The 11,982-nt window shown below is 70.8% G+C and carries 11 protein-coding genes and 1 pseudogene; 9 read left to right on the forward strand and 3 right to left on the reverse strand.

Annotated elements, in window-relative coordinates:
* Nucleotides 1-73: 73 nt before the first annotated feature.
* The 7 genes and pseudogenes from ACWDAG_RS22285 (at nt 74) to ACWDAG_RS22315 (ending at nt 7,139) form a co-directional block, all read left to right on the forward strand.
* The gene (locus ACWDAG_RS22285) at nt 74-1,159 is read left to right on the forward strand and encodes a quaternary amine ABC transporter ATP-binding protein (RefSeq protein ID WP_450697297.1); all 1,086 of its coding nucleotides are present in this window, start codon (nt 74-76) and stop codon (nt 1,157-1,159) included.
* Nucleotides 1,152-3,780, forward strand: a pseudogene (locus ACWDAG_RS22290) (ABC transporter permease/substrate binding protein). Before ACWDAG_RS22285 ends, ACWDAG_RS22290 begins: the two are co-directional and overlap by 8 nt.
* A 211-nt stretch (nt 3,781-3,991) precedes the next feature.
* Complete coding sequence (locus tag ACWDAG_RS22295) at nt 3,992-4,357, forward strand: hypothetical protein (protein ID WP_450697298.1); 366 nt, start codon at nt 3,992-3,994, stop codon at nt 4,355-4,357.
* 23 nt (nt 4,358-4,380) lie between these two features.
* Nucleotides 4,381-4,815 (forward strand): hypothetical protein, encoded by a 435-nt coding sequence (locus ACWDAG_RS22300; protein WP_450697299.1) that lies wholly within the window; start codon nt 4,381-4,383, stop codon nt 4,813-4,815.
* A gap of 183 nt (nt 4,816-4,998) precedes the next feature.
* Nucleotides 4,999-5,679 carry a hypothetical protein gene (locus ACWDAG_RS22305; RefSeq protein WP_450697300.1) on the forward strand — a complete coding sequence of 227 codons (681 nt, stop codon included), beginning with the start codon at nt 4,999-5,001 and terminating at the stop codon, nt 5,677-5,679.
* 159 nt (nt 5,680-5,838) lie between these two features.
* Complete coding sequence (locus ACWDAG_RS22310; RefSeq protein ID WP_351466284.1) at nt 5,839-6,414, forward strand: helix-turn-helix domain-containing protein; 576 nt, start codon at nt 5,839-5,841, stop codon at nt 6,412-6,414.
* Between the two features lie 5 nt (nt 6,415-6,419).
* Complete coding sequence (locus ACWDAG_RS22315; RefSeq protein WP_450697301.1) at nt 6,420-7,139, forward strand: helical backbone metal receptor; 720 nt, start codon at nt 6,420-6,422, stop codon at nt 7,137-7,139.
* Here the strand turns inward: ACWDAG_RS22315 and ACWDAG_RS22320 are convergent.
* On the reverse strand, nt 7,051-8,223 hold the full coding sequence (locus ACWDAG_RS22320; RefSeq protein WP_450697302.1) for a TDT family transporter: 1,173 nt from the start codon (nt 8,221-8,223) through the stop codon (nt 7,051-7,053). The two genes, ACWDAG_RS22315 and ACWDAG_RS22320, sit on opposite strands and share 89 nt — an antisense overlap.
* Nucleotides 8,224-8,293: 70 nt before the next feature.
* Here ACWDAG_RS22320 and ACWDAG_RS22325 point away from each other — a divergent pair, with 70 nt between their 5' ends.
* Both ACWDAG_RS22325 and ACWDAG_RS22330 read left to right on the forward strand, forming a co-directional pair.
* The gene (locus ACWDAG_RS22325; protein WP_450697303.1) at nt 8,294-9,217 is read left to right on the forward strand and encodes a LysR family transcriptional regulator; all 924 of its coding nucleotides are present in this window, start codon (nt 8,294-8,296) and stop codon (nt 9,215-9,217) included.
* Nucleotides 9,218-9,463: 246 nt separating this feature from the next.
* Nucleotides 9,464-10,444, forward strand: a complete 981-nt coding sequence (locus tag ACWDAG_RS22330; protein WP_450697304.1) for a phosphotransferase — start codon at nt 9,464-9,466, stop codon at nt 10,442-10,444.
* Here the strand turns inward: ACWDAG_RS22330 and ACWDAG_RS22335 are convergent.
* Together ACWDAG_RS22335 and ACWDAG_RS22340 are read right to left on the reverse strand one after the other, a co-directional pair.
* Nucleotides 10,404-11,150 (reverse strand): gamma-glutamyl-gamma-aminobutyrate hydrolase family protein, encoded by a 747-nt coding sequence (locus ACWDAG_RS22335; RefSeq protein WP_450697305.1) that lies wholly within the window; start codon nt 11,148-11,150, stop codon nt 10,404-10,406. The genes ACWDAG_RS22330 and ACWDAG_RS22335 overlap by 41 nt on opposite strands.
* 85 nt (nt 11,151-11,235) lie before the next feature.
* Complete coding sequence (locus ACWDAG_RS22340; protein ID WP_450697306.1) at nt 11,236-11,970, reverse strand: FadR/GntR family transcriptional regulator; 735 nt, start codon at nt 11,968-11,970, stop codon at nt 11,236-11,238.
* Nucleotides 11,971-11,982: the final 12 nt, after the last annotated feature.

The following is an 11,982-nucleotide window of genomic DNA, read 5'->3' on the forward strand; positions in this document are numbered from 1 at the left end:
TCCCGCGTTTGCGCTGGTCGGCCGAGGGCAGGCGCGGCCTCGTTCCCTCACCCCCACACGACGAGAGGCACGCGTGTCAGCCAGACTTGAGGCCGCACAGCTCTACAAGGTGTTCGGCAGACGACCGGACGACGCGGTCGAGCGGCTGAGGCAGGGCGCCGACCGCGAGGCGCTGCGTGCCGACGGCACCACAGCCGCTGTGATCGACGCCTCCTTCACCGTGGAACCCGGCCAGATCTTCGTCGTCATGGGTCTGTCCGGATCCGGCAAGTCCACGCTGCTGCGCATGCTCAACGGCCTGCTGGAGCCGACCGCCGGACAGGTCCGCTTCGACGGCCAGGATCTGACCGCGCTCGGCGACCGGGAGCTGCGCGCGGTCCGGGCAACGAAGATCAGCATGGTCTTCCAGCACTTCGCGCTGTTCCCGCACCGCAGCGTCCTGGAGAACGCCGCCTACGGCCTGGCCGTGCAGGGCGTGCCCCGCGCCGAGCGCGAGCAGCGCGCCGGCGAGGCGCTGGCCCTGTGCGGCCTCGCAGGCTGGGAGAAGTCCTGGCCCGACGAGCTCTCCGGCGGCATGCAGCAGCGCGTCGGCCTCGCCCGCGCTCTCGCCACCGACGCCGACCTGCTCCTGATGGACGAGTCGTTCAGCGCCCTGGACCCGCTGATCCGCCGCGACATGCAGGACCAGCTGCTCGAACTCCAGCGGAGCCTGAAGAAGACCATCGTCTTCATCACCCACGACCTCAACGAGGCCATGCGCCTGGGCGACCGCATCGCCGTCATGCGCGACGGCCGCATCGTCCAGACCGGCACGGCCGAGGACATCCTGCTGCGGCCCGCGAACGACTACGTCGCCTCCTTCATCCAGGACGTCGACCGCTCCCGCGTCCTCACCACGGGCGCGGTCATGGACGCGTCGGTCACGGGCGACGCCCCCGGCTGCGGCTGCGAGACCGCCACCGCGGACACCTCGTTCGCGGAACTGTGCGCGATCAGCGCCCGGCTGTCCCACCCGGTCGCGGTGGTCGACGACGGCAACCGCCTCATCGGCGTGGTACCGAGGCAGCGGCTGGTCGGTTTCCTCGGCGAGGAGACCGGGGAGCCCGCGCCGTGCGACAACCCGCGCGACGGCGGGAAGAAGGTGATCGCCCGTGCCTAGGGTCCACTTCGGCGACTGGGTCGAGGATTTGGTGAACTGGCTGCAGTCCCACCTGACCTGGGTGTTCGACATCGTCAAGGCTGTGCTCGGCGCGATGTACGAGGGCGTCGACGCCGTCCTCGGCGGCGGGGCGCCACTGCTGATGGCCGGCATCTTCGCGGTGATCGCGTGCTGGCTGCGTGGCCTGCTGCCCGGCGTCCTGGCCTTCGTCGGCCTGGCCCTGATCGATTCCCTCGGGCTGTGGGGCGACGCGATGGACACGCTGTCGCTGGTCCTCGTCGCCGCGTTCATCACCATTGTTCTCGCGGTGCCCCTGGGTATCTGGGCGGCCCACAGCAACCGGGTCAGTGCGCAGCTGCGGCCGGTGCTCGACGTCATGCAGACGATGCCGGCCTTCATCTACCTCATCCCCGGCGTCATGTTCTTCGGCGTCGGCACCACCCCGGGCCTGCTCGCGACGATCATCTTCGCCATGCCGCCGGGTGTCCGCATGACCGAGCTGGGCATCCGGCAGGTGGACGGCGAACTGATCGAGGCTGCCGAGGCGTTCGGCACCAGCCCGCGCTCCACCCTGGCCCGGGTACAGCTGCCGCTCGCTCTGCCGACGATCATGGCCGGCGTCAACCAGGTCATCATGCTGGCCCTGTCGATGGTGGTCATCGGGGGCATGGCCGGTGCCGGCGGCCTCGGCGAGCAGGTCTACTCCGCGATCACCCAGCTCAAGGTCGGGCTGGCCGCCGAGAGCGGTGTGGCGGTGGTCATCCTGGCCATGTACCTGGATCGCATGACCGGTGCGCTGGGTGAGCGGGTGTCGCCGCTCGGCCGCCGGGCGGCGGCCAAGGCGGCCGCCGTTGCGGCCGGGCGTCGGAGGCTTGCGCGCTACAAGCCGAACGCCGCGGTCGCGGTCGTCGGTGTCGTGGTTCTCGCTCTTGTCGCGGGCGGCATGAACCTGGTCGGCTCCGGCCGCTCCGAGGAACCCGCCGCCGCGCCCGGCGCGAACGTGGGTCAGGGCAAGCAGATCAACCTCGGCTACATCCCCTGGGATGAGGGAACCGCCACCACGTATCTGTGGAAGGAGCTCCTGGAGGAGCGCGGCTACGAGACGAACGTCAAGCAGCTCGACCCGGGACCGCTGTACTCCGGTGTGGCGCGGGGGGACATCGACTTCCAGACCGATGCCTGGCTGCCGACGACGCACAAGGCGTACTGGGACAAGTACAGCTCCCAGCTCGAGGATCTGGGTTCGTGGTATGGGCCTACGTCGCTGGAGCTGACGGTTCCGTCGTATGTGAAGGGTGTCGATTCGCTGGCGGATCTGAAGGGCCGGGGGAAGGAGTTCGGCGGCAAGATCATCGGTATTGAGGCCAGTGCCGGGATGATGGGGACGCTGAACAAGAAGGTCCTGAAGGCCTATGGGCTGGAGGGTGAGTACAAGGTGGTGTCGTCGAGTACGTCGTCGATGCTGGCGGAGCTGGACCGGTCGATCGGGAAGCGGGAGCCGGTGGTGGTGACGTTGTGGTCGCCGCACTGGGCGTACGGGAAGTACGACCTGAAGAAGCTCAAGGATCCGATGGGTGCCTGGGGCAAGGGCGAACAGATCCACACCGTCGCGCACAAAGGCTTCGCCGAGAAGGACCCGGTCGTCGCGAAGTGGCTGAAGGACTTCAGGCTCACCGAGCCGCAGTTGACCAGTCTGGAGAACGACATCCGTGCAGCGGGCGAGGGCCATGAGCAGGACGGCGTGCGTGCCTGGCTCAAGAAAAACGCCGGGCTGGTGGACGAACTCGTCCCGGTCGCCGGGGGCGCGAAAGCGCAGGGCAGGGATGCGGGCAAAGAAGTCGACATGGGCTATTTTCCGTGGGACGAGGCAATTGCCGCCACCTACCTTTGGCAGAACGTGCTGGAGGACCGAGGTTACAAGCCCAAGGTCCAGCAACTCGATCCCGGCCCGCTGTACACCTCACTCGCCCAAGGACAGATGGATGTCCAACTGGACGGCTGGCTGCCGACCACGCACAAGGAATACGTGGACCGCTACAAAGGGCAGCTCGAGGATCTGGGTTCGTGGTATGGGCCTACGTCGCTGGAGCTGACGGTTCCGTCGTATGTGAAGGGTGTCGATTCGCTGGCGGATCTGAAGGGCCGGGGGAAGGAGTTCGGCGGCAAGATCATCGGTATTGAGGCCAGTGCCGGGATGATGGGGACGCTGAACAAGAAGGTCCTGAAGGCCTATGGGCTGGAGGGTGAGTACAAGGTGGTGTCGTCGAGTACGTCGTCGATGCTGGCGGAGCTGGACCGGTCGATCGGGAAGCGGGAGCCGGTGGTGGTGACGTTGTGGTCGCCGCACTGGGCGTACGGGAAGTACGACCTGAAGAAGCTCAAGGATCCGATGGGTGCCTGGGGCAAGGGCGAACAGATCCACACCGTCGCGCACAAAGGCTTCAGCAAGGAATTTCCCGAATTCTCCGGATGGCTGAAGGATTTCAAGCTGACCGAGCAGCAGCTCGCATCCCTCGAGGTGGCGATACAAAAGGGGGGGAGCCGGTAATGAGAAGGCGTCCGCGAGGAAGTGGCTTGACGCCCGGACAGGGCTTGAGGAGAAGCTTGCTCCGGTCTCCTGAGGTCTGATCCATTACCGTCGGTTTTTCTCTCTGTCTGCCCCCTTCAGGGGTTGATCAACCTTCGGCCTGTGTGAGAGGTTGTTGTTGCGCGGGGGTATCGGATTTCGAATTCCGAAATTCCCCCCGTGCGCGACCGATGAAGGGGGATGTTTTGAAGAGAACTGCGACTGTAATCGGCTCTGCCTTTTTCGCCACCGTTCTGGCAACAGGGATGGCATTCGGGGCCGGTGGCTATACGGCGCGGAATGTGGCCGGTGGGCCTCCGGCCGGGGCGGCGTGCGCCACGGGCGGCTGGGCCGAGGGCTGCTTCGTCAAGGACGGGGACGAGATCTGGGTGCGGGACACCCGCGATGACGGAAATCACGCGTCCGTCCACTGGTGGGTTACCGGCGGCAGTGCGAGCGACGACCGGATCTGCCACGACTACGCGGGCAAGGCCGCCGGGTGGACCGTGTGTGACGGGCTCGCCGACGTCATCCCCGAGCACACGAACATCACCATCTGGCCGATGACGATGAAGGGTGACCGGATCGTGCCCAACGGGGCCAGCCCGCAGACGATCGCTCCCACGTCCTGACCCCGCCAAGGAGCCCGACGATCATGTACACAAGGATCCTGACAGTGGTGGGCGCCGTGGCGACCGCCGTCGTTCTGGCCGCCGCGCCCGCGCTGGCGACCGAGTCCGTCAAGCAGACGGCCAAGGCCGGCTCCGCCCCGCCGAGTGGCGCTCCGTGCTCGGTGGGCAAGGGGGTCACCGTCTGCTTCCAGAAGGCGGGCGACGTCATCTGGGTGCGGGACGAGCAGGCGGACGGCCACCACGCCGTCGGCGGCTGGGGTTTCGGAGACGGCAACACCGACGTCTGGGACTACGAGTGCCACGACTACCTGGGATCGGACGCCGGCTGGACCTACTGCAGCTGGTCCGACACCATCCCGGAGAACCGCACGATCACCTTCCGCGGGATCGAGTTCAACGGCAGTACGCCTCTGTTCAACGGTGACGCCGGACCTGCCACGTCCGCCAAGGCGTCCTGACCTTCGCAACGGGCTGAGGCGCGAGCCGGCCCGCTGACGCTCGGAATGAGGGGTGGCCTACCCAGCCCGCTCACGCTCGGAATGAGGGGTGGCCTACCCACACGTCCTGACGGCGGGTGGGTAGGCCACCCCTCGGGTCTTCCTCGTGGCGGCCGTCCTGACAGGGCCGTCGAGCGCGGTCCCGTGTCGGCGGCCCGCCACGACTTCGGCGCGGGCACCGGCCGGCCCACGCACGCCGACGACAACGTCGGCGGATACGTCCGTGCGTACGAAAAGGATCCGGCCAACCACACAGCGCTACGCCATTCCCCAAGCCTCGCCGCCCTCCTGAGCGGAAATGCCGCCCGCACATTCGAGGCACCGCGCGCCCTCTCCCGCTGTGCCGAAGGCACCCCGGACATCACCTCGGTGCACGGCGGGAGAGTCGAACCGACCGGCCACCACCGGGCCGACTGCGACACCGGCCGCCAACTCCGCGCCGTGCTGCGTTCCTTCACCGCCTGGCACGCAACCCCTGATCATAGGCTTGACTGCGCCCTGCCGGCATGGGGCACGGGCGGGAACATCGGCGACCGTTCGTGCCTTGAACTGAGGGGCGAGAGGCTCGTCCTGATCGAGGTGCAGCGCCGGCGCGGAGACTTCGGGAGCCGACGGACGTACGCCTGTGATCCCGCCTCCGAAAGGGCCGGCCGAGTGGCGATCCGCCTCCCGGAGGCAGCCGGGCCTTCGCCGACCCGTCGGCCAGCTCCGTTCACCGGCCCGCAGGCCCGTTCGACCCCGCTGGTCAGCATCTTCGTCCCGAAGGAGGAATCCGCGCCCGGCGAGTCCGGAGAGCTCATCCACGGGCCAGAGTTGGCGAATTGACCGCACGCAGTGTTTACGGGGATGTGACGGGCGCGTGAAACGGTTTGCCAAACCTGCGTAAGGTGCAGAGAACTCATCAGAACTGCCGCACCCGGACGCCGGGGCACGGCACACGGAACCGCGCCACACGGACCACGAGCGAAGGAGGGAGCCGGAGCGATGGGCGACCACAAAGACGACCACAAGGATCAGCCCCTGCGAGTGGGCGCGGCCGTGCGGCGACGCCGTCGGGCGCTGCAGCTCACCCTCGCCGTCGTGGCCGAGCGCAGCGGCCTGTCGGTTCCGTTCCTGAGCCAGGTCGAGAACGACCGGGCGCGGCCGAGCAGAACGTCCCTCGAAAAGGTCGCCGACGCCCTGCGTACCACCGCCGTGGAACTCCTCGCCGCCGCCGACCCGGCGTGCAGCGTCGACGTCGTGCGCGCCGAGCCCGAGCCGGCGGCGGATCCGCGGGTGCGTTCCCTGGTGCGGGGGCATCACCAGATGCACGCCTCGGAGTTCACCGGGGACCATGACGCGGGCCGCGAATTCCAGTACCGCAACGACCAGTTGATGTATGTCGCCGACGGCGCGGTGGAGATCGAGGCCGAGGGGCGGGCCTACCGGCTCGGCCGCGGCGACACGCTGTATCTGACGGGCGGCGTACGCCACCGGTGGCGGGCGACCGTGTCGGACACGCGCGTGGTCGTCGTCGCGGTGGCCGAGCACGTCGAGGCGGTCCAGAACCGGTCGCGGTAGTGCCGGTGCGCGTCGTCTCCCTCGTCCCGTCGCTCACCGAGGCGGTCGCGGTCTCGGTCCCCGGCGCCCTCGTCGGCGCGACCGACTGGTGCACCCACCCCGCGGACCTGGACGTCCCCCGCATCGGCGGCACCAAGAACCCGAACCTCGACCGCATCCTCACGCTCGCCCCCGACCTGGTGGTGGCCAACGCGGAGGAGAACCGCGAACCCGACCTGGCGGCGCTGCGCGCGGCGGGCGTCGAGGTCCTGGTGACGGTGGTATGTGACATACCGCAGGCGTTCGCAGAGCTCGCCCGGGTGCTGGAGGCCTGTGGGGCGAAGTCCCGCCCCCGCTGGCTCGACGAGGCCGAGACGACCTGGTCCCGCCTGCCGCGCCCCGAGCACCGTACGACGGCCGTGGTCCCGATCTGGCGCCGCCCCTGGATGGTCCTGGGCCGGGACACCTTCGCGGGCGACGTGCTGTCCCGCCTCGGCGTCGACCACCTCTACGCCACCCACCCCGACCGCTACCCCCGAATCCCGCTCGACGAACTGCGGGCGGCCGCCCCGGACGTCGTCGTACTGCCGGACGAGCCGTACCGCTTCACGGCCGACGACGGCCCGGAGGCGTTCCCGGGACTGAGGTGCGCCCTGGTCAGCGGACGTCATCTGACGTGGTACGGGCCCTCGTTGGCCGAGGCGCCGCGGGTGCTGGGCGAGGCGCTGCGAGCAGTGTTCCGCTGACCAGACCGCGGGCCGTGTGCAGGGCGGTGGTGGCCCAGGCGGCGAGGAGCAGGACGTACAGCCCGACCGCGAGCCAGTCGTATACGACGAGCCCGGTGTGCCGGGCGAGTGCCTCGGCGCCGGTGACACAGGTCCCCACCGGGAAGGTGAACGCCCACCACGTCATCGCGAAGCCCATGCCCTGCCGCCGCGCCCGCACCACATGCGCGGTGGCGAACACCAGCCAGAGCAGCGCGAAGCCCATGACCGGCACGCCGTACAGGACGGCGAGAATGCCGAACCCCTCGCTGTACGGCGCCGGTACGGCCCCCGGGGCCACGTCCGCGAACTTGCCGACGGCGGTGGTGGACTGCCCGAGCGGCCCGAGCACCAGGAACAGCGTCGGGGTCAGGGTGAGGGGCAGCGGACCACCGGTGATCAGCCGCCCGAAGATCACCGGCAGCATCAGCAGCGTGGCGATGAGACTGAGTCCGAACATGGTGAAGCAGGCGAGCAGGAGCGCCTCCCGCGGCTGCCCGGCCGGCAGATGCGGCACCAGGAGCGGCCCGAGCGCCGCGGACACCATGGGCGCGACGACGGGCAGCAGCCACACGGGCGTGGCCTGCCCCGGCTCGACCTCGTGTCGTACGGCCATGAGGTACGGGACGGCCACGGCGCCCGCGAGCCCCACGACCGTCCCGGCGGTGAACAGCACGGCGTCGAGCACGAGCGCGTCGCCCAGCCCGATCCAGTCCCGGCCGACGGTGACGGCACCGCCGCCGACGGCCAGCAGGGCCATGGCGAGACACCCGTAGAACGGTGCGGTCGCCGGGTCCAGGAGGTGGGCGCGGGCCTGGTCGCGGTGGTGCCTCCAGTGCAGGGCGCGGGCGGTGAGGAGAGCGAGGAGGAGTACGAGGGAGAGAGCCCACACGGCCGCGTAGGCGGTGCGCAGTCCGGGGACGCCGAGGGGGAGCGCCGACCCTGCGGAGGCGACGATGGCGGTGCCCATGACGGCGGCGTACCAGTTGGGTCCGAGGTGGCGGACGGCCGTGGCGCGCGGGGGGCGTGCGGTGGCACGCGGAAGGGGATGGGCTGCGGTGATCATGGATCGAGGGTCCCGCTGCCGGCGCTCTGCGACCAGGGAGGATGTCTCTATGAGGGCATAAGGTGGAGTTATGGGTAACAGAGAGGAGCCGTCGGCCGTCGTTGTCTCGCTGGCGCATCGAGTGCCCGATCTCGGGGCGCTGGAACTGCTGCTGGCGGTGGCGCGGCTCGGCAGTCTGGGCGGGGCGGCGCGGGAGGTGGGGATCACCCAGCCGGCGGCGAGCAGCCGGATCCGGTCCATGGAGCGGCAGTTGGGTGTGGCCCTCGTCGACCGTTCGCCGCGTGGCTCCCGCCTCACGGACGCCGGTGCGCTCGTCACGGACTGGGCGCGGCGGATCGTCGAGGCGGCGGAGGCCTTCGACGCGGGGGCGCAGGCGCTGCGGGACCGGCGGGACTCCCGGCTGCGGGTGGCTGCGAGCATGACCATCGCCGAATACCTGCTCCCCGGCTGGCTGTTGGCGCTGCGCGCCCAGCGGCCCGACACGGCGGTGTCCCTGCTTGCGGGGAACTCGGCGGCGGTGGGGGAGCGGTTGCTGTCGGGTGAGGCGGACCTGGGTTTCGTGGAGGGGGTGAGTGTGCCGCCCGGCCTGGACTCCACGGTGATCGCCCATGACCGGCTGATCGTGGTGACGGCACCGGGGCATGCGTGGGCCCGCCGTCGTCGTCCGCTGGAGGCCTCGGAGCTGGCGGCTACGCCCCTGATCCTCCGCGAGAAGGGTTCAGGGACCCGGCAGGTTCTGGATGCGGCGCTGGGCGGGCTGGCGCGGCCGCTGATCGAACTGTCGTCGACGACCGCGGTGAAGGCTGCGGCGGTGAGTGGGGCGGGGCCGGCGGTGCTGAGCGAACTGGCGGTGCGGGAGGAGCTCGCTATGCGGCGCCTCGTGCCGGTGCCGGTCGACGGCGTCGCGCTGGCCAGGGATCTGCGGGCGGTGTGGCCGACGGGGCATCGGCCGGTGGGGCCGGCACGGGAGCTGTTGTCGCTGACCCGTGGCTGACGACTTTTCCTCGCCCCCGCCGCCCCTTCCCGTCCCGACCCGGGGGCCGGCCCCCGGACCCCCGCTCCTCAAACGCCGGAGGGGCTGAATTTGGCTCAGCCAACTCAGCCCGTCCGGCGTTTGAGGACGAGGCCGTTCAGGCCGAACGGGGGTCTGGGGGCGGAGCCCCCAGGGACGGGACGGGAAGGGGCGGCGGGGGCGAAAACCCCTGGCGTGCGGGCGCCGCCGGCCCGCACCATGAACCGCATGATCACCCCCGCCCCGCCCGCCGCAGGCGTCCGCACACCCTGGGAGGCACTCCCGCCCACCGTGCGCAACGCCGTCGCAGACATGCTCGACGGCACCCCCGTCGTCCACGCCGTCACACAGCCCGGCGGATTCTCCCCAGGCACAGCCGCCCGCATCCGAACCGCCGCCGGCCGCCGAGCCTTCGTCAAGGCGGTGAGCGCGGACACCAACCCGCACAGCCCCACCCTGCACCGCACCGAGGCCCGCCACACCGCCGCCCTCCCGCCCACCGCCCCCGCTCCCCGTCTCCTCGGCACCTACGACGACGGCACCTGGGTCGCCCTGGTCCTGGAGGAGATCCCCGGCCGCCAGCCCCATGTCCCCTGGCGGGAGCGGGAGTTGCGGCGCGTCCTCGACGCCGTGGGAGAGCTCGGCCGTACCCTCACCCCGTCCCCGGTGGACGCCCCGCCCGTGGCCGAGGCGCTCGTCGACGACTTCTCCGGCTGGCAGCGACTGCGGGCGCGGCCGGAGCTAGAGGTCCGCGGACGGCTCGACGCCTGGACCTTCTCTCAATTGTCCCGCCTCGCCGACATCTCCGCGGACTGGCCTCAGGCCGCGTCCGGCGACACCCTCGCCCACGCCGACCTGCGCGCCGACAACATGCTGCTCACCGCGGAGGACCGCGTCGTCTTCGTCGACTGGCCGCACGCGGTGCGCGCCGCACCGTGGTTCGACCTGCTGGTCATGCTGCCGTGCGTGCGGGCCCAGGGCGGTCCGGACCCGGAGGAGGTGTTCACGGCACATCCGCTGGGCCGGGACGCGGATCCGGACGGCGTCACCGCCGCGCTCGCCGCACTGGCCGGGTACTTCGTGGAGCACTCCCTGCTGCCCGCCCCACCAGGCCTCCCCACCCTGCGCGCCTTCCAGCGCGCCCAGGGCGATGCCGCCCTCGCCTGGCTCAGGAGACGGCTGAAGGCCTCGGAGCCGAAGAACCCGTAGCGGAAGAACCCGTAGCGGAAGACTCCGAAGCCGCCTCCACCAGCGCCCGCATCACCCGCAGGTCGTCGCCCATCTCCGGATGCCACTGCACGCCCAGCACCCAGCCGTCGGCGGACGGCAGTTCCAGCGCCTCCACCGTCCCGTCCGCCGCGTGGGCCGAGGGGATCAGGCCGGTGCCGAGGTGGTCGACGGCCTGGTGGTGATAGGTCGGTACGGACGTCTCCTCGGGCACGGCTGCGGCGTACCGCGTGCCGGGCACCGGCTTGACCGGGTGGTGGCCGAAGACGCCGACGATCTCGGCGTGGCCGTCGATGTGCTGGACCAGCGTGCCGCCCAGGGCGACGTTCAGGAGCTGCATGCCCCGGCAGATGCCCAGCAGGGGGATCCGGGCGGCCAGAGCCGCGTCGATCAGCGCCAGTTCCCAGGCGTCCCGGGCGCGGGCCGGCGGGCCCGTCCGGGGGTGGGGCTCCGCGCCGTAATGGACCGGCTCGACGTCCGGGCCGCCCGCGATCACCAGACCGTCGAGGCGTGCGACGGTCGCCGAGGCGTGCTCCGGCGCGTCCGGCGGCAGCATCGCGGCCAGTCCGCCCGCCCGCTGCACCAGCCGCGGATAGCCGGCCGGCAGCAGCGCGGCCTCCAGCTCCCACACGCCCCAGCGCGCCCCGGCCTCCAGATACGTACTGATGCCGATCAGCGGCTCCGCCATGCGTCCTCCCGGTCCCGCAAAGGATTGTATTCATACCTTTGTCGAGAGGTGCCCTCGAAGGCAAGGCCTCCAACGCCCCCGTCCCTCACGCCAGGAACCCTCTGAGCAGCGCCGCCGTCCCCGCGCAGTGCTCCCGCATCATCTCCCGCGCCCCGTCCGCGTCCCCGTCCAGGACCGCCTCCACCAGCGCGACGTGCTGTCGCTGCGAGTGCTCCAGGTTGCGGACCAGGAGGGGGATGCAGTCGAGCAGGTCGTTCACCGTCGCCCGCACCGCCGCGTACTGCGCGGTCAGCGTCGGCGATCCGCACAGCTCCGCCAGGGTCAGATGCAGCATCGTGTCCAGCCGCCGGTAGTCGGCGAGCGGTGCGTCGCCCGTGCGGGCCAGGGCCTCGCGCAGCCGGTCCGCCTGCTCCTTGCCCAGGCCGTGCGTCGCGCACAGCCCCGCCGCCCCCACCTCCAGGACCTCGCGGAAACGCAGGACGTCCTCGATGTCGACCTCGGTGATGCGGCGCCGCAGCTCGTCCTCGCCGCCGGCGTCCGCGCGGGGCAGGACGAACGTGCCGCCGTAGCGTCCGCGCCGGGACTCCACCAGACCCTGGTCCTGCAGCACCTTCAGCACCTCGCGCAGCGTCACCCGGCTGATCCCGAGCCGCTCCGCCAGCTCCCGCTCGGCGGGCAGCCGCTCGCCCCCCGGCACCAGGCCCAGCCGTACGACCTGCAAGATCTGCTCCAGTGCCTCCTCGAAGCCGTTGCCCGCCCGCACCGGCCGCAGTACCGGTGTCAACCGGTCCTCCAGGCTGCCGTCCGGATCCAGCGACATCCCGCCGCACCC

This window comes from Streptomyces sp. NPDC001157, from assembly GCF_053598255.1.